At 51.0% G+C, this 20706-nt stretch carries 17 protein-coding genes; 6 read left to right on the top strand and 11 right to left on the bottom strand.

What is annotated here, in order from left to right:
* The first annotated feature begins 277 nt into the window (after positions 1–277).
* The 3 genes from R5268_RS12305 (at position 278) to dkgA (ending at position 3123) form a co-directional block, all read left to right on the top strand.
* Entirely contained in the window at positions 278–976 is a 699-nt protein-coding gene (locus R5268_RS12305) for a DedA family protein (RefSeq protein WP_107680194.1), read from the top strand.
* Between the two features lie 136 nt (positions 977–1112).
* Positions 1113–2270, top strand: coding sequence for an alcohol dehydrogenase (yqhD, locus tag R5268_RS12300; protein WP_317419432.1), 1158 nt, complete (start codon positions 1113–1115; stop codon positions 2268–2270).
* 28 nt (positions 2271–2298) lie between these two features.
* Complete coding sequence (gene dkgA / locus R5268_RS12295) at positions 2299–3123, top strand: 2,5-didehydrogluconate reductase DkgA (RefSeq protein WP_218454997.1); 825 nt, start codon at positions 2299–2301, stop codon at positions 3121–3123.
* Between the two features lie 330 nt (positions 3124–3453).
* On the opposite strand, the gene R5268_RS12290 is transcribed toward dkgA, so the two are convergent.
* The 3 genes from R5268_RS12290 to carA all read right to left on the bottom strand — a co-directional run bounded on the left by R5268_RS12290 (position 3454) and on the right by carA (position 9277).
* Entirely contained in the window at positions 3454–4692 is a 1239-nt protein-coding gene (locus tag R5268_RS12290; protein WP_317419433.1) for a YadA C-terminal domain-containing protein, read from the bottom strand.
* Positions 4693–4894: 202 nt separating this feature from the next.
* The gene (gene carB / locus R5268_RS12285) at positions 4895–8122 is read right to left on the bottom strand and encodes a carbamoyl-phosphate synthase large subunit (RefSeq protein ID WP_218411145.1); all 3228 of its coding nucleotides are present in this window, start codon (positions 8120–8122) and stop codon (positions 4895–4897) included.
* Between the two features lie 15 nt (positions 8123–8137).
* Positions 8138–9277 carry a glutamine-hydrolyzing carbamoyl-phosphate synthase small subunit gene (gene carA / locus R5268_RS12280; RefSeq protein ID WP_107680198.1) on the bottom strand — a complete coding sequence of 380 codons (1140 nt, stop codon included), beginning with the start codon at positions 9275–9277 and terminating at the stop codon, positions 8138–8140.
* Between the two features lie 238 nt (positions 9278–9515).
* On the opposite strand from carA, the gene R5268_RS12275 reads away from it, so the two are divergent.
* Positions 9516–9701 carry a hypothetical protein gene (locus R5268_RS12275; protein WP_218410614.1) on the top strand — a complete coding sequence of 62 codons (186 nt, stop codon included), beginning with the start codon at positions 9516–9518 and terminating at the stop codon, positions 9699–9701.
* Positions 9702–9712: 11 nt separating this feature from the next.
* Here R5268_RS12275 and dapB read toward each other — a convergent pair whose 3' ends face one another.
* From dapB to ribF, 6 genes are all read right to left on the bottom strand, one after another.
* Positions 9713–10528 carry a 4-hydroxy-tetrahydrodipicolinate reductase gene (gene dapB / locus R5268_RS12270; protein WP_218454995.1) on the bottom strand — a complete coding sequence of 272 codons (816 nt, stop codon included), beginning with the start codon at positions 10526–10528 and terminating at the stop codon, positions 9713–9715.
* A gap of 177 nt (positions 10529–10705) precedes the next feature.
* Positions 10706–11656 carry a 4-hydroxy-3-methylbut-2-enyl diphosphate reductase gene (ispH, locus tag R5268_RS12265; protein WP_218454994.1) on the bottom strand — a complete coding sequence of 317 codons (951 nt, stop codon included), beginning with the start codon at positions 11654–11656 and terminating at the stop codon, positions 10706–10708.
* A gap of 112 nt (positions 11657–11768) precedes the next feature.
* Entirely contained in the window at positions 11769–12200 is a 432-nt protein-coding gene (gene fkpB, locus R5268_RS12260; RefSeq protein ID WP_107680203.1) for an FKBP-type peptidyl-prolyl cis-trans isomerase, read from the bottom strand.
* 222 nt (positions 12201–12422) lie between these two features.
* Positions 12423–12944 carry a signal peptidase II gene (lspA, locus tag R5268_RS12255; RefSeq protein ID WP_317419434.1) on the bottom strand — a complete coding sequence of 174 codons (522 nt, stop codon included), beginning with the start codon at positions 12942–12944 and terminating at the stop codon, positions 12423–12425.
* A 3-nt stretch (positions 12945–12947) separates the two neighbouring features.
* Positions 12948–15761 (bottom strand): isoleucine--tRNA ligase, encoded by a 2814-nt coding sequence (gene ileS / locus R5268_RS12250; RefSeq protein ID WP_107680204.1) that lies wholly within the window; start codon positions 15759–15761, stop codon positions 12948–12950.
* A gap of 27 nt (positions 15762–15788) precedes the next feature.
* On the bottom strand, positions 15789–16733 hold the full coding sequence (gene ribF / locus R5268_RS12245) for a bifunctional riboflavin kinase/FAD synthetase (protein WP_317419435.1): 945 nt from the start codon (positions 16731–16733) through the stop codon (positions 15789–15791).
* 351 nt (positions 16734–17084) lie between these two features.
* On the opposite strand from ribF, the gene rpsT reads away from it, so the two are divergent.
* The gene (gene rpsT, locus R5268_RS12240) at positions 17085–17345 is read left to right on the top strand and encodes a 30S ribosomal protein S20 (RefSeq protein ID WP_015422441.1); all 261 of its coding nucleotides are present in this window, start codon (positions 17085–17087) and stop codon (positions 17343–17345) included.
* A 61-nt stretch (positions 17346–17406) separates the two neighbouring features.
* On the opposite strand, the gene nhaR is transcribed toward rpsT, so the two are convergent.
* Positions 17407–18336, bottom strand: a complete 930-nt coding sequence (nhaR, locus tag R5268_RS12235) for a transcriptional activator NhaR (protein WP_046894114.1) — start codon at positions 18334–18336, stop codon at positions 17407–17409.
* Positions 18337–18426: 90 nt separating this feature from the next.
* Positions 18427–19605, bottom strand: a complete 1179-nt coding sequence (gene nhaA / locus R5268_RS12230) for a Na+/H+ antiporter NhaA (protein WP_046894113.1) — start codon at positions 19603–19605, stop codon at positions 18427–18429.
* A gap of 252 nt (positions 19606–19857) precedes the next feature.
* On the opposite strand from nhaA, the gene R5268_RS12225 reads away from it, so the two are divergent.
* Positions 19858–20700: a DMT family transporter gene (locus R5268_RS12225; RefSeq protein ID WP_317419436.1), complete on the top strand. Its 843-nt coding sequence runs from the start codon at positions 19858–19860 to the stop codon at positions 20698–20700.
* Positions 20701–20706 lie beyond the last annotated feature (6 nt).

Here is a 20706-nt window from a genome sequence, read left to right as displayed (position 1 = left end):
AAACCCTGAGCAATTTGATAGTAATTATCATTAAGGTTTACCAAAAAAATGCCGTCCCGGAGGGAAATTCCACACAGATCGCTAAGTGTTTACCGCAAACCAACCGGCAGGATTACCGATAAAACGCATAAAAAACACACAGGCCGGTTTAATAATCCGTCCGCCTTTTATACCTGTCGTTAATCAGAAGAAAAACCCGATCAAATCAAACGGGTGAACAATTTTTGCGATACACTGTCTGTATCGTTGTTCCGGATCTCGTTTTACAGGAAATCTAATGTCTAGTTTATCAGAGATTGTGAGTGCACTCTGGTCTCACGATTTTACCACACTCTCTAATCCCGAAGTCCTCTGGCTGGTTTACGCTATCCTCTTCACTGTCATTGTGCTGGAGAACGGCATTCTGCCCACCGCGTTTCTGCCCGGGGATACCCTGCTGATTTTATCAGGCGCACTGATTGCAAAGGGAGTGATGGATTTCCTGCCGACGCTGGTGATTCTGACCGCCGCCGCCGGTATCGGCAGCTGGCTCGGTTTTATTCAGGGGCGCTGGCTGAGTGATACCAAAACCGTCAGGCGCTGGATGACGCAGATCCCGAAAAATTATCATCAGAAAGCCGAAGTGCTGTTTAACCGCCACGGCCTGTATGCGCTGCTGATCGGCCGCTTCCTCGGTTTCGTCCGTACTCTGCTGCCTATGCTGGCCGGGCTTTCCACACTGCCGAACCGCCGTTTTCAGTTTTTTAACTGGTTGAGCGGTTTTCTCTGGGTGGCGATTATTACCACCTTTGGCTATGTGCTCAATCAGATTCCGTTTGTCAAAGCACACGAAAAAACGGTGATGACCGCACTGCTGCTGATCCCGGTCTTTTTCCTGATTATCGGTATTATTGCGTCACTGTATCTGCTGTTCCGCCACTACCGCAGACGCCGTGCTCTGCTGAACCGCAGACGTCACCGCACTCATAAAAAATAAGATGATGGCTCCTTCGGGAGCTTTTTTCTGCCTGCCTGCCGGAAAGCACGATCCGGTTCGCCACCACATCCGCCCTGATTTACACTACACTTAATAGTTATCCGCTTCATTTTTCCTAATCTTAACCGGAGAAATAATGAACAACTTCACGCTTTTCACCCCGACCAAAATTCATTTCGGTAAAGGCCAAATCGCCAGACTGAACAGTGAAATTCCGAAAGATGCCAAAGTATTAATATTGTACGGCGGCGGCAGTATCAGGCGTAACGGTGTTTACGATCAGGTACTGGCCGCTCTGGATGGCTATGAGGTTCATGAGTTTTCAGGAATCGAGCCGAACCCGGCCTATGAAACGCTGGTAAAAGCTATCGCGTATATCCGTGAGCATGATATCAGTTACCTGCTGGCAGTCGGCGGCGGCTCCGTTATCGACGGCACCAAGTTTATCGCCGCCGCGGTGGATTATCCGGGTGAGCCGTGGGATATCATCACCACCGGAGGCCGCAATATCCGGAGTGCACTGCCGATTGCCTGTGTACTGACACTCCCTGCCACCGGATCTGAAACCAACTGTTTTTCTGTTGTCAGCCGTCGTGAAACCGGGGATAAACAATCATTCGGTCACCCGCTGGTGCATCCGAAGTGCGCCATTCTTGATCCGCAGACCACTTACACACTGCCGCCGCGCCAGACCGCCAATGGTGTGGTCGATGCCTTTATTCACACCCTTGAGCAATACCTGACTTATCCGGTGAATGCCAAAATTCAGGATCGGTTTGCCGAAGGTATTCTGCTGACCCTGATTGAGGAAGGCCCGAAAGTACTGGCCAATCCGGAAGATTATGACAGCCGCGCCAATGTGATGTGGGCAGCCACCCAGGCACTGAGCGGACTGATTGGTGCCGGTGTGCCGCAGGACTGGGCAACGCATGCCCTGGGACATGAAATTACCGCACTGCACGGATTAGATCACGCGCAGACCCTGGCTATTGTGTTACCGGCACTGCTGCGGGAAAAACGCAAAACTAAACGCGAAAAATTATTGCAGTACGCTGAGCGTATCTGGCATCTGACAGATGGTTCGGAAGAGAGCCGGATTGAGTGCGCTATTGAAGCAACCCGCATTTTCTTTGAAGAACTGGGTGTTAAAACCCGCTTTTCTGATTATCAGATTGATGACAGCCGTATTCCTGAGCTGGTTGCCAAACTCAGCGAACACGGTCAGACCGCACTGGGCGAACAGAAGGACATAACGCCGGAAGTCAGCGAACGGATCTACCGGGCTGCCGTCTGATACCCCATGAATACTAACCGGAGGCCATATGAATAAACCCGCATTAGTTACCTTATCTGACGGACACTTAATGCCGCAACTGGGGCTGGGTGTCTGGAAAGCCGGGAACGACGTCGTCGGCTCTGCCGTGCAGAGTGCACTGGAAACCGGTTACCGGCTGATCGATACTGCCGCGATTTATCAGAACGAGGAAGGTGTCGGTGAGGCGCTGAAAGCCACCACCGTTCCCCGCGACGAATTGTTTATCACCACCAAACTGTGGAACAGCGACCAGCAGCACGCCGGTAAAGCGCTGGAAGAGAGCCTGAAAAAGTTACAGCTCGATTATGTGGATCTGTATCTGATCCACTGGCCTGCACCGGCAGATGATCACTATGTTTCCGCCTGGGAGCAGCTGATTGAATTGCAGAAAACCGGGCTGACCCGCAGTATCGGTGTCTGTAATTTTGATATCGGGCATTTGCAGCGCATTATCCACAAAACCGGTGTGAAACCGGTACTCAATCAGATTGAGTTACATCCGCTGCTGCAACAGCGTGAATTACAGGCCTGGAATGCGACTCATTCCATCCATACCGAGTCCTGGAGCCCGCTGGCACAAGGTGGTGAAGGTGTCTTTGATACCGAGATTATTCAGTCATTAGCCGCAAAATACCGGAAAACCCCGGCGCAGATAGTGATTCGCTGGCATCTGGATCGCGGGTTGATTGTGATCCCCAAATCTGTCACGCCTTCACGGATTCAGGAAAACTTTGATGTCTTTGATTTCCGTCTGGAGAAAGAAGAGCTTTCACAAATTCAGTTGCTGGATTCCGGTACCCGTTTAGGGCCTGATCCGAAAGAATTTAATTAATTTATTTTATTACCTGAAAGTCATCAGTATAAATCATACTGATGGCTTTTATTTATCCGACAGATTATTTCTTAAATAAATCCCCTTTGAATAAATACGCCATGAATAAATACTCTGTGAATAAAAACTCCGTAAACAAATAAATAAAAAAGGGGAAATACACGAACGCAATATGCATTCCCCAAAGCATGGCAAATATAGCAGGATCAATTATCTGAATTTCAGTGACTCTGTCATTCACATAATTAATTAACTACTCATTAAAATTAAAACGCCAATATGAAAGGAGGAGTATATGAAACATGACCTTTCAGTCACAATGACACGGCATTACCACTCAAGGTTAACTGCCATGTTGTACATCACATCGTTCGAACCGGTGTATGCCATACCGGTCTTCACGGCGATGTTCTCGTTGAACCGGTAACCGGTTCCCACTGCCACAGCCTGAGTGGACTGGTATCCGCCCACAGCCGCAGTGATATTCAGTTTGCCGACACCATACGGCTGGAATAAGCCATTCAGCGCCGCATTGGCCGCCAGACCGTTATCAAGGCGCTCGTTGGTTTCACGTAAATCGTTTTCCAGTGAACGCAGATCCTGGCGGTTTTTCAGGATATCCAGCGTGTTTTTCTCAACTTTGACTGTCTGCTCAGCAATATACCGTGTGTTTTGATTGGCAACATTTGTGGTGGTATTTATTTTTTTCGATGCATTGCTGATACGGGTATTCAGTTTATCCACATCGCCTTCCAGCGCTAAGGTTGCATCAGCAAGAACGGAAGTCACGACTTTGGCGGATTCGAGCAATTTTTTGTTTTTTGCGATATCCCGGGACTGAGTGCTAAGTTGATTCTTGTTTTCGCGGATATCTTTCTCACTGGTATACGCTGAATCTTTTGCAAAACCCGCCTGTAGCTCCACGGCAAGAACTTTATTTTTCAGTTTATCAACGTCGGTTTCCAGGCCGTCGGTTGCATCAAGCAGCAGCCGGGTGACTACTTTTGCTGAATCCGCATGTTCCTGTTCCTGCCGGACAGCGTACTCATTTGAATAAATTTGGCTTCTTAATGAAGTAATCTGCCCGTTAACATAATTCTGCTGAGTTTCAATTTCCTGTTTTATCATCCCGGGAAATGTACCGATAAGTGTATTATTATGCTCCGCTTTTCTGGCTGTGATATCTAATTGAGCATCCATCGCCTGCGTTTTATTTTCTAAAAACTCAGTCTTCTTTTCTAATGTATTAACCCGTCCGCTGGTATCAGTCACTGTCTGATGTACCTGAGCTATTCTGCCATCCTGTTCTGCCGCTTTCTTCGACGAATCTTTGCGAACATCATCTACATACTCATAGTTCTCTAAAATAAATTGGCCCAGGCCTGTTGTAACCTGCTCTATTTCAGAGACACCAACTGCACGGTCACCGTCTGTTTTTTTCTCAGCGAATTCAAATAAAGTTCCTGAACCAAAACCATGAGGCGTAACCTCTGTAAATGGCTTCATATTTGCATTTGCTGAATGAATAAATAAAGGTGAAATAATTAAGGCTAATATACTTTTTTTCATGGGTTATCCTGATATCCGTTAAAAATTTAATCTTCCGAAAATATACTGGTAACCATCAGGAAAAAGAATAAACGAAAAGTAAACACAAAAAAAAGCAAAAAATATAATTAAGATATTATTATAATTTAATTTATTTTTAATTCTCACTTATATAAAGATAAAAAAATCCGCCGCAGCGGATTTTTTATATTAATTAATAACCTTATTTATTTTTTATCAGGCTATGCATTTCCTGTACTGAAATCACTCTCTCTGTCGGGTCCATATTCAGAGACAGCGTGGTGGCAAAGCCGCCGTTCATGGTGGTGTCGTAATGCACTTTATATTGCAGGGCACTGCGGCGGATCACTTTGGAATCCTCAATCGCCTGACGTCCGGCGGTAGTATTCACAATGTAGTCGTATTCACCGTTTTTAATTCTGTCCTGAATATGCGGACGACCTTCGTGCACCTTATTCACCAGACGCGGGTTAATACCGGCCTCACCCAGCACAATTGCAGTACCGTGTGTAGCATCCAGCTCAAAACCCTGTTTCAGCAGTTTTGCCGCCAGATCCACCACCCGGGCTTTGTCTCCTTCACGGACAGAGAGCAGCGCGCGGCCTTTTTTCTTCAGTGAGGAAGAGCTGCCGAGCATCGCTTTGGCAAAGGCTTCCGCAAAGGTGCGTCCCACGCCCATCACTTCCCCGGTAGAGCGCATTTCCGGCCCTAAAATCGGGTCAACGCCCGGGAATTTGTTGAACGGCAACACCACTTCTTTCACAGAGTAGTACGGCGGGATAACTTCTTTTGTCACACCCTGTTGTGCCAGAGTCTGTCCGGCCATTACGCGGGCAGCCACTTTCGCCAGCGGCACCCCGGTGGCTTTGGAGACAAACGGAACCGTACGCGCCGCACGCGGGTTGACTTCAATCAGATACACTTCGTTGTCTTTAACCGCAAACTGGGTGTTCATCAGGCCGCGTACACGCAGTTCCATCGCCAGTTTTCTCACCTGGTCGCGCATCACGTCCTGAATTTCCTGACTCAGCGTGTAAGCCGGTAACGAGCAGGCAGAGTCCCCGGAGTGAACCCCCGCCTGTTCGATGTGCTCCATAATGCCGCCAATCAGCACCTGTTCGCCGTCACAGATAGCATCAACATCCACTTCAATCGCGTCGTCGAGGAAACGGTCAAGCAGCACCGGCGCGTCATTGGAGACACTGACCGCATTCTGGAAGTAACGGCGCAGGTCGGTTTCGTCGTAGACGATTTCCATCGCACGACCGCCCAGCACATAAGAAGGACGTACCACCAGCGGATAACCGATTTCTTTTGCCCGTTCAACGGCCTGCTCGATATTGGATACTGTGGCGTTTGCCGGTTGTTTCAGACCGAGGCGGACGACCGCCTGCTGGAAACGTTCGCGGTCTTCCGCGCGGTCAATCGCGTCCGGACTGGTTCCGATAACCGGCACACCCGCCGCTTCCAGGCTGCGCGCCAGTTTCAGCGGCGTCTGCCCGCCGTACTGGACAATCACACCGGCCGGTTTTTCGACACGCACGATTTCCAGCACATCTTCCAGTGTCACCGGTTCGAAGTAGAGGCGGTCAGAAGTGTCATAATCAGTGGAAACCGTTTCCGGGTTACAGTTGACCATGATGGTTTCGTAACCGTCTTCACGCAGCGCCATCGCCGCATGCACACAGCAGTAGTCAAACTCAATGCCCTGGCCGATACGGTTTGGACCGCCGCCGAGTACCATAATTTTCGGTTTGTCGTTGTTTGGCTGTGCCTCGCACTCTTCCTCATACGTGGAGTAGAGGTACGCGGTGTCTGTCGCGAATTCTGCGGCACAGGTATCCACACGTTTGTAAACCGGCCACAGCTGATAGCTGTCACGCAGTTTGCGGATTTCAGCTTCCGCCACACCAACCAGTTTTGCCAGCCGCGCATCCGCGAAGCCTTTGCGTTTCAGCTGACGCAGGAATTCCGGGGTCAGGCCGTTGATACCGACATCTGCCACCTGCTCTTCCAGGCGTACCAGCTCTTCAATCTGCACCAGGAACCAGCGGTCAACGTTGGTCAGGTTAAATACGCCGTCAACAGACAGACCGGCACGGAATGCATCCGCGATATACCAGATCCGTTCGCCGCCCGCTTCTTTCAGCTCACGGCGGATACGGGTCAGTGCATCCGGGTCGTCTAAATTCACTTTCGGGTCAAAACCGGTCGCACCCACTTCCAGGCCGCGCAGGGCTTTTTGCAGAGATTCCTGCTGAGTGCGGCCGATAGCCATCACTTCACCGACAGATTTCATCTGTGTGGTCAGACGGTCATTGGTACCGGCAAATTTTTCGAAGTTAAAGCGCGGGATTTTTGTCACGACATAGTCGATAGACGGTTCAAAGGACGCCGGTGTCAGGCCGCCGGTAATGTCGTTTGACAGTTCATCGAGGGTGTAACCGACCGCCAGTTTGGCGGCAATTTTGGCAATCGGGAACCCTGTTGCCTTGGAAGCCAGTGCGGAAGAGCGTGATACACGCGGGTTCATCTCGATAACAATCAGGCGGCCGGTTTTCGGGTTCACCGAGAACTGCACGTTGGAGCCGCCGGTTTCCACGCCGATTTCACGCAGTACCGCCATCGAGGCGTTCCGCATGATTTGGTATTCTTTGTCTGTCAGGGTCTGCGCCGGGGCAACGGTGATAGAGTCACCGGTGTGGATACCCATAGCGTCGAAGTTTTCGATGGAACAGACAATGATGCAGTTATCATTTTTGTCGCGCACCACTTCCATTTCGTACTCTTTCCAGCCAATCAGCGATTCATCAATCAGCAGTTCATTGGTCGGGGAGAGATCCAGGCCGCGGGTACAGATTTCCTCAAACTCTTCACGGTTATACGCGATACCGCCACCGGTGCCGCCCATGGTGAATGACGGGCGGATAATGCACGGGAAGCCGACATCATCAGCGACAGCAAAGGCTTCTTCCATGGTATGTGCGATACCGGAACGCGCCGTATCCAGACCGATTTTTTTCATTGCGATATCAAAACGGCGGCGATCTTCTGCTTTGTCAATCGCATCCGCTGTCGCACCAATCATTTCAACACCGAACTCGGCCAGCACGCCGTGACGTTCCAGGTCGAGCGCACAGTTCAGTGCGGTTTGTCCGCCCATCGTCGGCAGAACCGCATCCGGGCGCTCTTTTTCGATGATTTTGCGCACCACTTCCCAGTGAATCGGCTCGATGTAAGTCGCATCCGCCATTTCCGGGTCCGTCATAATGGTCGCCGGGTTGGAGTTAACGAGGATGACGCGGTAACCCTCCTCGCGCAGTGCTTTACACGCCTGGGCGCCTGAGTAGTCAAATTCACAGGCCTGCCCGATAACAATCGGACCGGCGCCTAAAATCAGGATGCTGCTGATATCTGTACGTTTTGCCATTTTCTTTGCTCCTGATTAGTGACGGGCGTTTTTCATCAGTTCAATAAAGTGGTCGAACAGCGGGGCGGCGTCGTGCGGGCCCGGGCTGGCTTCGGGGTGCCCCTGGAAGCTGAATGCGGGTTTATCATTGCGGTGAATCCCCTGCAATGTGCCGTCAAACAGTGATTTATGCGTGACGCGCAGTGTGGCCGGCAGCGTCGCTTCATCCACCGCAAAACCGTGGTTCTGCGCGGTAATCATCACCACATTATTTTCAATATCTTTGACCGGATGGTTGCCGCCGTGGTGACCAAATTTCATTTTTATAGTCTTTGCACCGCTGGCAAGCGCCAGTAACTGGTGCCCCAGGCAGATACCGAACAGCGGGATACCGGTTTCCAGGAAGCGGGTGATAGCCTCAATCGCATAATCACACGGTGCCGGGTCACCCGGGCCATTGGAGAGAAAAATACCGTCCGGGGCCATTTTCAGTACGTCTTCCGCCGGAGTCTGCGCCGGTACAACGGTCAGGCGGCAGCCGCGATCAACCAGCATGCGCAGGATATTGCGCTTGGCACCGAAGTCATACGCCACTACATGGAATGGCAGTTCTTCTGCTGTTTTATCCGCCGGTAAGCCGCCGTCCAGTGTCCATGAACCCTGTGTCCAGCTGTATGGCTGTGCGGTTGTCACTTCTTTCGCCAGATCCAGGCCGTTCAGCCCGCTGAAGCTCTGTGCATTTTTCAGCGCCAGTGCCGCATCCGGATGTTCACCGGCAATGATACAGCCGTTCTGAGCGCCTTTCTCGCGCAGTAAGCGGGTCAGTTTGCGGGTATCAATATCGGCGATTGCCACGACGTTGCGGCGTTTCAGGTATTCAGAGAGGCTTTCTTCACTGCGGAAATTACTGGTGGTCAGCGGCAGGTCACGGATAACGAGGCCTTGCGCATACACATCCGGGGATTCTTCATCAGCACTGTTAGTGCCGGTATTACCAATATGGGGATAAGTGAGAGTGACTATCTGGCGGGAATAAGAGGGGTCGGTGAGAATTTCCTGATACCCCGTCATCGAGGTATTAAAAACAACTTCGCCGGTAACGGCACCCTCTGCGCCGATGGCGCGTCCGTGAAATGTGGTTCCGTCTTGCAGAACCAGGATTGCTGACTTAAACACAACACCCTCCGGAGGAATAATAAATCACAATTAGTGCATATTAATTCAGAATTGGGGCTATAAAGCAATGCCAAAATAAAAATTTAACCAATTTTTGACAAATTGCGGCGCATTCTAAAGATCGAACGGGCAGTTGTCCAGAAAAAATCGACTTTTTTATATTTTTTTACTCATCACGATCAAAACAGTCAGGAAGACAGCGATAAAACATCTTCATTATCAGATTTATGCTGAATTTATGATGAGATTACTGAAAAAAAGGCTCACAACCGGAAAAAGGGATGAGAAAGGCAAAAACAGAGATAAAAAAGCGCTGGAAACAGATGATGATACTTACAAACAACAATTATTGATAAAAAACAGAGAAAACAGAACCAAAAGCAGTGATAACCAAAAATACCACTGCTTTATCATCCTGTTATAATTTATATTTTATTATAAATTTTCCAGATCAAGCACATCCTTCATGGTGAATAAACCGTTATTTTTATCACTCAGCCATATCGCTGCCTTAACGGCACCATTTGCAAATGTCATCCGGCTTGAAGCCTTGTGACTGATTTCAACACGTTCGCCGATATCCGCAAACATCGCGGTGTGCTCACCCACAATATCTCCGGCGCGTACAGTGGCAAATCCGATAGTATTCCGCTCCCGTTCGCCGGTGTAACCTTCACGGCTGTAAACCGCGCAATCCTTCAGGTCACGCCCCAGCGCCCCGGCAATGGATTCTCCCATCGCCAGTGCTGTTCCGGACGGAGCATCCACTTTGTGACGATGGTGCGCTTCAATAATTTCAATATCAGTATAGTCGCCCATGACTTTGGCGGCCTTTTCCAGCAGTTTCAGCACCAGATTGACGCCAACACTGAAATTCGCCGCAAAAACCACAGGAATGTGTTGTGCGGCCTGTGTAATGGCGGCTTTTCCGGCGTCATCAAAACCGGTGGTACCGATAATCATTCCCTTGCCGTTAGCGGTACAGTACGCCAGGTGTGTCAGCGTGCCTTCCGGGCGGGTGAAATCAATCAGGATATCAAAATTGTCTTTCTCGCTGTTCAGGTCAGCCGTCAGGAGCACACCATTGCGGCCAATACCAGCCAGTTCACCGGCATCGGTCCCGGTGAGTGATGAGCCTTCGCGTTCAAATGCCGCACCCAGCACCACATCATCATTCTGTGCAATTGCCTGAATCAGCTGGCGTCCCATGCGGCCACCGGCACCCGCTACCGCGAGCCGTAACTTACTCATATTTGTTATCCTCAGTTTTCTGTCTGTATGTCAGCAGATTAACGGCTGTCCGGCCGGATTACCAGTTACCCGCCGTTATCATCAGAAAATCACAATACAGCCCGCAGATTATCAGTAAAACTGTATTCACCGGGCAGCAGACAAAAAAAAGCAGAACCTCTGTTCTGCTTTTCGGTATCAGACTTCTTTGATATCCACCCGTAACTCTTTCGGGACCTCAAAGATAATATTTTCCTCACGCCCTTCGAGCTGGCTGATCTCATCCGCCCCCAGTTCCTGAAGACGGCTGATCACCTGCTGCACCAGTACATCCGGTGCGGATGCCCCGGCTGTCAGGCCGATAGTATCAACATCACGAAGCCAGACGGGGTTGATGTCATCCGCGGAATCAATCAGATAAGAGGGTTTTCCGACCCGCTGCGCCAGTTCCGCCAGCCGGTTGGAGTTGGATGAGTTTTTAGAGCCGACCACCAGCACCAGATCCGCCTGACCGGCCAGGTCGCGTACCGCTTCCTGACGGTTAGTCGTGGCATAACAGATATCATCTTTACGCGGGCCGATGATTTTCGGGAAACGGGCATTCAGCGCATCAATAACTTCCGATGTATCATCAACAGACAGTGTGGTTTGCGTCATAAAGCTGAGATTTTCCTCATCTTTGACTGTCAGTTTCCACACATCCTCCGGGGATTCCACCAGATACATGCCGCCTTCCGGGTTGCTGTACTGCCCCATTGTTCCTTCCACTTCCGGATGCCCGGCGTGGCCGATCAGAATGGCTTCTTTGCCTTTACGGCTGGCGCGGGCGACTTCCATATGCACCTTGGTAACCAGCGGACAGGTGGCATCAAACAGCATAGTGAGATTGCGGGAACGTGCTTCCTGGCGGATAGCCTGCGAGACACCGTGAGCGGAGAAGATCAGAATGGCGTTATCCGGCACTTCCGAAATTTCCTCAATGAAAATCGCACCGCGCTCACGCAGATCATTGACCACATAACGGTTGTGCACGACTTCATGGCGGACGTAGATAGGCGCACCGTATAACTCCAGCGCCCGCTCCACAATACTGATTGCCCGGTCAACACCTGCACAGAACCCCCGCGGGTTAGCCAGTAAAATACGCACGTTCAGCCTCCAAACCATCGCCCGGACGGGCAGTAAAACAAAAATTCAACATTTGCGCGCTACTATACCAGAGCCGTCCCCCGGACCGTAATGCTAATTATTGCTCTGTGTATCAGGCAGTGACGTCACGGACGCTGATATCAAACGTCACATCCTGTCCGCACAGCGGATGGTTAAAATCCACTTCAACGGAGTCCTCTGTGACAGATTTGATAATTCCCGGCATTTCGCTGCCGTTCATCGCGGTAAACAGCATGATCGTGCCGGTTTCCGGCAAACCGGCTTCCAGAAAATCGGAGGCGGAGAAAAACTGAATCAGATCCGGGCTCGGTTTGCCGAAGACCGCCTCACCGGGCAGTGTGAAGGTTTTTTTATCTCCGGCGGATAAACCGAGTAATTGCTGCTCCAGCGCCGCAGACAAACTGCCGTCACCGAGGCGGAACAGTGCCGGTTTGCCCTGCGCATCAGTGGAATCTGCCACCGAGCCGTCAGACAGTTTCAGGGTGTAATCCAGTAATACGCTGTGATGTTCTGCAACCTGCATGTGATTATTACTCTCTGTATCAGATAAAAAATATCCGCCTGGCGGCGGATATGAGATTGCTGACAAAGCAGGATAAAACGTGGTTTTTCCTGCTTTGTGTTATCTGCCGAAAATCAATAAATTGATTTTCCAAATTTATTTTTACAACCTCTGTCGGCCGTTGCCAATCCCTGCAGGTTTGTCAACGGCCGGATATCCGCCTGGCGGCGGATATCCGGGTCATCAGTCTGATGATGTCTTGTTCTTTGGTTTGTCGCCTTTCTTACCGTCAGGGATAAAGCTTTCAATAATGATAAGCCCCGCCCCGATGATGATCCAGCTGTCCGCCAGGTTGAACGTCGGCCAGTGCCAGTCACCGACATAGAAGTCGATGTAATCCACCACAAAGCCGTGCATCAGGCGATCGAGTAAATTGCCGATCGCCCCGCCGATAATCAGTGCATAGGCAATATTACTGAGTTTGTTGCGTGCACTGGTGCGGTACATCATCACTAATAATGTCACGGAGATACCGATAGCCACCGCTGTGAAGAACCAGCGCTGCCAGCCGCCCTGAGATGCGAGGAAGCTGAATGCGGCACCGTAATTCCGCACATAGGTCAGATTAAAATACGGCATCAGGGATGTGGATTCATGCAGCCCGTAATTCGCTAAAATCAGCTGCTTTGAAATAGCATCCAGTACCAGTACCAGGACCGCCAGCCACAGCCAGCGTAATCCGGTCGAACACAGTGGTTTTTTCATTTATCAGGCAAACTTACGTTCTTCACCGTTTCCGGCTACGTTAGTCACACAGCGGCCGCACAGTTCAGGATGTTCACTGTCCTGACCGATGTCAGTCGTATAATGCCAGCAACGCGGACACTTACTGCCTTCCGCTTTGCCGAAGCCGATACGCAGGCCGGCCAGCTCACTGTTTACCGCACTTTCCGGTGCCGCAGACAGTGGTTTCACATCAGCCTGAGAGGTCAGCAGTACAAAACGCAGTTCATTACCCAGGGTGTTCAGCTGTGCCGCCAGGGCATCATCCGCATACAGGGTAACGGCTGCTTCCAGAGAGCCGCCGATCAGTTTATCAGCACGGGCCTGTTCCAGTACCTTGTTAACTTCACCACGTACTGCCAGCAGGACTGCCCAGTAGTCATCATTCATACTTTCCTGTGCATTCAGCCCGAACAGGCCGTCATACCACTCTTCGGTGAAGACGTACTGCGGACGTTTGCCCGGCATCACATTCCAGATTTCATCTGCGGTGAAGGACATAATTGGTGCCATCCAGCGAACCAGTGCTTCCGCGATGTGGAACAGCGCGGTCTGACAGCTGCGGCGCGCCAGGCCATCGCTTTTCGCGGTGTACTGACGATCTTTGATGATATCCAGATAGAACGACCCCATTTCCACTGAGCAGAACTGCATCAGACGCTGCACCACTTCATGGAAATCATAGGCTTCATAGGACTTCAGGATATCTGCCTGTGCAGCCTGCGCACGGCCGACAGCCCAGCGGTCTGCCACAATCATCTCTTCCGGTTTCACCATATCAGTTTCCGGATTGAAACCATTGAGGTTGGCCAGCAGGAAACGCGCGGTGTTACGGATACGGCGGTAAGAATCCGCAGAGCGTTTCAGGATTTCATCCGAAACGGCGATTTCACCGGAGTAGTCAGTAGAAGCAACCCACAGACGCAGAATATCCGCGCCGAGTTTGTTCATCACATCCTGCGGACTGATGGTGTTACCCAGCGATTTGGACATTTTGCGTCCCTGACCATCCACGGTGAAGCCGTGAGTCAGTACTTCGCGGTACGGCGCTTTGCCTTTCATCGCAGTGGAAAGCATCAGTGAGGACATAAACCAGCCGCGGTGCTGGTCAGAACCTTCCAGATAGATATCCGCAGAATTGCCATGGAACTCCGGACGGGCATCCACTACCGCAGAATGGGTAGAACCGGAGTCAAACCAGACATCCAGGGTATCCGGTACTTTTTCATAGATATCGGCATCATCACCCAGCAGGTCGCGCGGATCGAGATCCCACCACGCCTGAATACCGTGCTCTTCCACACGTTTGGCGACCGCTTCCATCAGTTCCAGCGTGCGCGGATGCAGCTCCTGAGTCTCTTTGTGAACAAACAGAGACATCGGTGTGCCCCAGGTACGCTGACGGGAGATACACCAGTCCGGACGGTTTTCCACCATCGCGGTGATACGTGCTTCACCCCAGCCCGGAATCCATTTCACGCCTTTGATTTCATTCAGAGACTGCGGACGCAGGCCGTTCACATCCATCCCGATAAACCACTGCGGTGTGGCACGGAAGATGACCGGCGTTTTGTGACGCCAGCAGCACGGATAGCTGTGCGAGATATTTTCGCTGTGCAGCAGTGCGCCTTTCTCTTTCAGCAGTTCCAGGATGATGTCATTGGCTTTCAGTACAAACACGCCATCCAGTGACGGATAGGTGCCGCTGACATAACAGCCGTTCGGACCAACCGGGTTAGCGGTTTCCAGACCGTATTTCTGACCGATTACATAGTCGTCAGGGCCGTGGCCCGGTGCGGTATGCACAGCACCGGTACCCGCATCCAGGGTGACGTGATCGCCGAGGATAGCCGGGACATCAAAGCCCATAAACGGATGATTAAAACGCAGCAGTTCCAGGTCGCTGCCTTTACAGTCATTTTCCACGATCCAGCTGGTGATACCGGCGCGTTTCATCACGCTTTCCACCAGATCGGCAGCCAGAATCAGGCGCTCGTCGTTTACGCGGACTAACTGATAATCAAATTCCGGGTTCAGGGAAATCGCGCGGTTTGCCGGTAAGGTCCACGGGGTAGTGGTCCAGATAACCAGAGAAACCGGCAGCCCGTCATTTCTTACGCCGAATTTGCTGTAAACCGCATCCGCATCAACGGCAGTGAAGCGCACATCAATGGACGGAGAGGTTTTGTCATAATATTCCACTTCCGCTTCCGCCAGGGAAGAGGCACAGGAGGTACACCAGTGAACCGGTTTTGCCCCTTTGACCAGATGGCCGTTGGCAATCACTTTTGCCAGTGCACGGATAATGTGGGCTTCGGTTTTGAAGTCCATGGTCAGATACGGGTGATCCCAGTCACCCAGCACACCCAGACGGATAAAGTCTTCCTTCTGGCCTTCAATCTGCTCTTTTGCGTATTCGCGGCAGGCGGCACGGAACTCAGCCGGTGTGACTTTATCACCCGGTTTGCCAATCACCTGTTCAACTTTGTGTTCAATCGGTAAGCCGTGGCAGTCCCAGCCCGGAATATACGGGGAATCGAAACCGGCCATGCCTTTGGATTTAATAATAATATCTTTGAGAATTTTATTGACTGAGTGACCAATGTGAATGCTGCCGTTTGCATACGGAGGGCCGTCATGCAGGATAAAGGTTTTTTTACCGGTTTTGGCTTTACGGATCGCCTGATACAGACCTTCTTTGTACCAGCGTTTCAGCATGTCAGGTTCGCGCTTTGCTAAGTCCCCGCGCATAGGGAACCCTGTCTCCGGGAGATTCAGGGTATTTTTATAGTCACTCATTCGATTCTCAGTTCCAATATTATTCCGTTAAACACATAACGAGGGGTTGGATTGTAAAAATTCCCTTGCCGCAATCTCATCCCGTGCAATTTGCGCTTTCAGCTCATCAAGTGAGGCAAACCGCTGTTCATTTCGCAATTTCTTGCGCAGTACCACATCCGGATGCTGTCCGTATAAATCCATAGACACATCAATCAGATGAACTTCCAGTTGCTGGCTCTTACCCTGTACTGTCGGGCGGGAGCCGATATTGGCCACACCCGGCAGCGGATGCGGCCCGAGGCCGTATACGTCCACGGCATACACACCGTGTACCGGTGCGGCCAGACGTTTCAGGGGGATATTGGCGGTCGGAAAGCCGATGGTCCGCCCGAGCTCATTGCCGTGAACCACCCGTCCGCTGATGCGGTAAGGGTGCCCGAGCAGCGCTTCGGCCTGTGCCAGATCGTCGTTTTCCAGCGCACGGCGGATGGCCGTGCTGCTGATCCGTTTGCCGTTATCACAAAAACTTTCCGTGCTGCGGACCGTGAAACTATACTGTTTCCCCGCTTCACACAGCCCGTTAAAATCGCCCTGACGATTTTTTCCGAAACGGAAATCATCGCCGACCACCAGAAACTTCACCCCCAGCTGTTCAACCAGCAGGTGTGAGATAAAGGCATCCGGTGTCAGTGATGCGAATTGTTTACTGAATTTAACACACAATAAGTAGTCCACACCGTACTGCGCAAGATATTTTACCTTATCGCGCAGCCGGGTCAGGCGTGCCGGCGCTTTATCCGGTGCAAAAAATTCCAGCGGCTGCGGCTCGAAGATCATGACGACCGACGGCAGCCCCAGGCGTTTTCCTTCCTGCGCCAGATGTGACAGTAATGTCTGATGTCCGCGATGAACGCCATCAAAATTACCGATAGTCAGCACGCAACCATGGTGACGCGCACGAATATTGTGAGTACCGCGAATTAGCTCCATAGCCGGCTCAATACAGTCAAAATTAGTCTGATTATACCTTGTCCGCCGCGTCAGGTTAACCCACTAATGCGGCTGAATCGCGAATTCTCTGCACAAAAAGCGGGGCATCTCTCTGCGCGGAAAGTGAAAAATCATTTTTTTCGTCAGAATCTTACCATTCAGACGACTTTTTTCCGCGTAAGGGCTGTATTCCCGATGAGTAAACTGATAAAATCCCCGCCCATCACAACGTACATTTGCGTCGCTGTACAACGACGCATATTTGCACAAATCCATTGACAAAATAAAGCGGAGCAGGCATATTCCTCCACCTTTGTATTGTCCTCGAAGAATATATTTGGGAGTTGGACCTTGGCTAATATCAAATCAGCTAAGAAACGCGCCATTCAGTCTGAAAAACGTCGTCAGCATAACGCTAGCCGTCGTTCTATGGTGCGCACCTTTATCAAGAAGGTTTACGCTGCTATCGCTGCCGGCGACAAAGAAGCTGCTCAGAACGCATTTAATGACATGCAACCACTTGTGGATCGTCACGCTGCTAAAGGCCTGATCCATAAGAACAAGGCTGCCCGTCATAAGGCGAACCTGGCTGCTCAGATCAAAGCAATGTAATCTGATTGTGCAGACATAAAAAAACCGGCTCACGCCGGTTTTTTTATATCCTTTTTCTGCCTCAGTCCGGCAGACCGATATCCGCGGCTGACTGCGAACCGCTGAACAGCGCAGAGAAATCCTTGTTACACACCCGCTGAACCGCCGGATGCTGGATCATACGCTCAGCAAAAATCACATAGTACTCTTCTTTGATAGTATCCACTGTTCCCAGCTCGACAATATCACTGTCAGCAAAAATACCTTTCGTGTAGAGCGACGGCGCCACAAAAATCGCATTGTGATACATACCGAATGCTTTCATCAGCGCCGCATCATCGAATTCACCCAGAATTTCCACTTCCAGGTTTTTATTGCGTATCCAGGTCAGTAACTGACGGCCGAGCATTGAGCGGCGGCCGGGAACCAGCAGACGGCGCTCTTCCAGACATTCAGGGAATGGCTTCTGCGGCGCGGGCTGGCGGCAGTAGAAACTCATACTGCATTCCCCGAGCTTCACGGAAAACAACCCTTCCTGCTGAGTGGAATCCACCGGACAGTCAGAAAGGATCATATCCAGTTTGTGCTGACTGAGCTGCTCAAGCAGCATTTCGTGAGTAGATTCAAAACAGCGCAGATGGATTTGTTCATGCTCCATCACCGCCGTTTCCAGCACCTTGCTGACCAGACGTTTTGACAGCGCATCCGCAACCCCGACATCAAACAACAGATTGGATTCGCGGCTGTAAGTGACAATATCCAGCATTTCCTGGCTGAGCATAAACATCTTATCCGCATAGCGGAATACCAGTTGGCCCAGCTCCGACGGCACCAGACCGCGTCCCTGGCGCTTAAACAGCTTGCCATCAAGGCGCTCTTCCAGTGCTTTAATTTGGCCGGTGATGGTTTGCGGGGTCAGATAGAGGGCTTCTGCCGCCCCCACCACCGAACCTTCTTTACAGACATGCCAGAAATAATAGAGGTGATTGTAGTTTAAATGGGAGACTCGCATAGTTTTTCCCGGACATACCTTATCTTTTTTTGATGTTTAACTCGGAAATTCTGTTGTATTCACCGGCCGGGAAGGCCGGTGAATAACAGGTTACTGCCGGACTGTTTTCTTCGGTAACACGGAATGGAGCAGAAACAACCCGGTGACTGCTGCCATCGTGGAACCAATCAGAATTCCCAGCTTGGAGTAGGTGTTAAATGCCTCAGGAAGTCCGGTAAATGCCAGTCCCGCGATAAAGATAGACATAGTAAAACCGATCCCGCATAACACCGATACGGCAAATATATGGTTAAGAGTAATCCTCTCCGGCAGTTTTGCAAAGCCCAGTTTTACCGAAATCAGACATGCGGTGAAAATCCCCAGCGGTTTCCCGATAAACAGGCCGAGCAGGATCCCCAGCGGCAGTGTTCCCATCAGCGCGTCGAATGAAATTCCCTGAATACTGACACCGGCATTAGCAAAGGCAAACAGCGGCAGGATCAGATACGCCACCCACGGATGCAGTACATGTTCCAGCTCCTCTGACGGTGAGTGCTCACCATCTTTGCTCCGCAGCGGGATCAGGAAGCCGACGATCACCCCGGCCAGTGTGGCATGTACACCGGATTTAAGAATACACACCCACAATATCAGCCCCGCAATCATATAGGCGGCGGTATTGCTGACGTTGCGCAGGTTCATCACACACAGTACAACCACCATCAGCGCAGCCAGCAGCAGTGCTGTCAGTGAGACGGTTTTGGTGTAAAACAACGCGATAATAACGATAACCCCGAGGTCATCAATAATCGCCAGCGCCAGCAGAAAAACTTTCAGCTCTGTCGGTACCCGCTTGCCCAGTAAAGCCATCACGCCGAGTGCAAATGCAATGTCTGTCGCGGCCGGAATCGCCCAGCCCTGTGCGGCGGCGGCATCCCCGCCGTTAAACAGCAGATAGACCAGTGCCGGTGCGACCATACCACCGAGTGCGGCAATCGCCGGAAACATCGCTTTATCGCGCCCGGCCAGAGAGCCGACCATCAGCTCCCTTTTTACTTCCAGCCCGACGACCAGGAAAAATATCGCCATCAGGGCGTCATTAATCCATAATAACAAGGGCTTATCAATTTCCAGTGCCGCAAATTTTACAGCAACAGGAATATCAAGAAACGACTGATACACCGCTGACAGCGGCGTATTCGCCATTACCAGCGCGATCAGTGCGGCAATAATCAGCAGTATGCCGCCTGCGGCTTCGAGTTTTAAGAACTGTCGGATAATTGCGGTCATGAGTTAACTCCTTTAAGACTGTCGGCGTTAATAATATGCAAACAATCAACTCGAAAAAAGCAGATTATTCAGCAATAATAACTCGGTTATTACTGATAATAAGAGGCTTATATCACGGAATTTCCTGATAAACCCGCTTAAATTAACTATATATTAACATTTTTATTTCTGTGAAATGCATTGTATAACCCCGCTTTCCGGCAGATATTCTGCTATCGTTACTGCCGTTCACTGAATAAAACGGGTTACCCCATGTCCGCCACGCTGTTTATTGCTGTTCTGTTTGCTGCTTTTTTTCATGCATCCTGGAATGCAGTGATTAAATTTGGTCGGGATCGCTTCCTGGGTATCGCAGTGATGACCATCTGGTCCGGCGTGGTTTCTGTTCCCGCCCTGTTCTGGCTGGGTCTGCCGGATGCGGCAGCGGTAAAGTGGCTGATACTGTCCGCCCTGTTTCATATCGGTTATGCCATCTGCCTGAGCAAAGCGTATTCAAAGGGTGATCTCAGCCAGATTTATCCCGTTTCCCGGGGTTGTGCCCCGCTGCTGACGACCCTGTTTGCGGTACTTCTGTTTGGTGAGCATCTGCCGTGGCTCTCTTTAGCCGGTATTCTGCTGATTATTACCGGTGTACTTCTTCCCACCCTCAGACACAGAGCTTCCGGACATATCCGCAGCGGGTTGATATATGCGGTTATCACCGCCTTTTTTACGGCCTGTTACACACTGTCCGACGGCTTCGGTGCCCGCAGCAGTACAGATTCACTGACTTATATTTTCTGGCTGTTCGCCCTGAACGGGCTGGTGATGGTCGTCATGGGTTTTGCCCGTTACCGCCACCACTTCACCCGTGATTTTCTGCGTTACAGCAAGCCGGGACTGACCGGCGGCATCCTGCAAATCTTCAGCTACGGCATTGTGATATGGGCGATGGGACAGGCACCGATCATGATTGTCGCGGCGTTACGGGAGACCAGTGTGCTGTTCGCACTGCTGCTCTCCGCGTATTTCCTGAAAGAAAAACTGACACCCGCCCGGATTCTGGCCGCCTGTATTATTGTGGCCGGAGTAATTGTGACAAAACTGGGCGGTTAGTCCGGT

Source organism: Morganella sp. BCCO 40_0007 (assembly GCF_032989665.1).
In the GTDB taxonomy this organism is placed as follows: Bacteria; Pseudomonadota; Gammaproteobacteria; order Enterobacterales; family Enterobacteriaceae; genus Morganella; species Morganella sibonii.
The sequence above is the reverse complement of the archived record's forward strand: the minus strand, read 5'-3'. Positions and strand labels throughout refer to the sequence as shown.

Bases quoted from the DNA above. Each gene is read 5' to 3' on its own strand.
- R5268_RS12305 (WP_107680194.1), top strand. From the start codon at position 278: ATGTCTAGTTTATCAGAGATTGTGAGTGCACTCTGGTCTCACGATTTT.
- yqhD (WP_317419432.1), top strand. From the start codon at position 1,113: ATGAACAACTTCACGCTTTTCACCCCGACCAAAATTCATTTCGGTAAA.
- dkgA (WP_218454997.1), top strand. From the start codon at position 2,299: ATGAATAAACCCGCATTAGTTACCTTATCTGACGGACACTTAATGCCG.
- R5268_RS12290 (WP_317419433.1), bottom strand. From the start codon at position 4,692: ATGAAAAAAAGTATATTAGCCTTAATTATTTCACCTTTATTTATTCAT.
- carB (WP_218411145.1), bottom strand. From the start codon at position 8,122: ATGGCAAAACGTACAGATATCAGCAGCATCCTGATTTTAGGCGCCGGT.
- R5268_RS12275 (WP_218410614.1), top strand. From the start codon at position 9,516: ATGATGAGATTACTGAAAAAAAGGCTCACAACCGGAAAAAGGGATGAG.
- dapB (WP_218454995.1), bottom strand. From the start codon at position 10,528: ATGAGTAAGTTACGGCTCGCGGTAGCGGGTGCCGGTGGCCGCATGGGA.
- fkpB (WP_107680203.1), bottom strand. From the start codon at position 12,200: ATGCAGGTTGCAGAACATCACAGCGTATTACTGGATTACACCCTGAAA.
- lspA (WP_317419434.1), bottom strand. From the start codon at position 12,944: ATGAAAAAACCACTGTGTTCGACCGGATTACGCTGGCTGTGGCTGGCG.
- ileS (WP_107680204.1), bottom strand. From the start codon at position 15,761: ATGAGTGACTATAAAAATACCCTGAATCTCCCGGAGACAGGGTTCCCT.
- ribF (WP_317419435.1), bottom strand. From the start codon at position 16,733: ATGGAGCTAATTCGCGGTACTCACAATATTCGTGCGCGTCACCATGGT.
- nhaR (WP_046894114.1), bottom strand. From the start codon at position 18,336: ATGCGAGTCTCCCATTTAAACTACAATCACCTCTATTATTTCTGGCAT.
- nhaA (WP_046894113.1), bottom strand. From the start codon at position 19,605: ATGACCGCAATTATCCGACAGTTCTTAAAACTCGAAGCCGCAGGCGGC.
- R5268_RS12225 (WP_317419436.1), top strand. From the start codon at position 19,858: ATGTCCGCCACGCTGTTTATTGCTGTTCTGTTTGCTGCTTTTTTTCAT.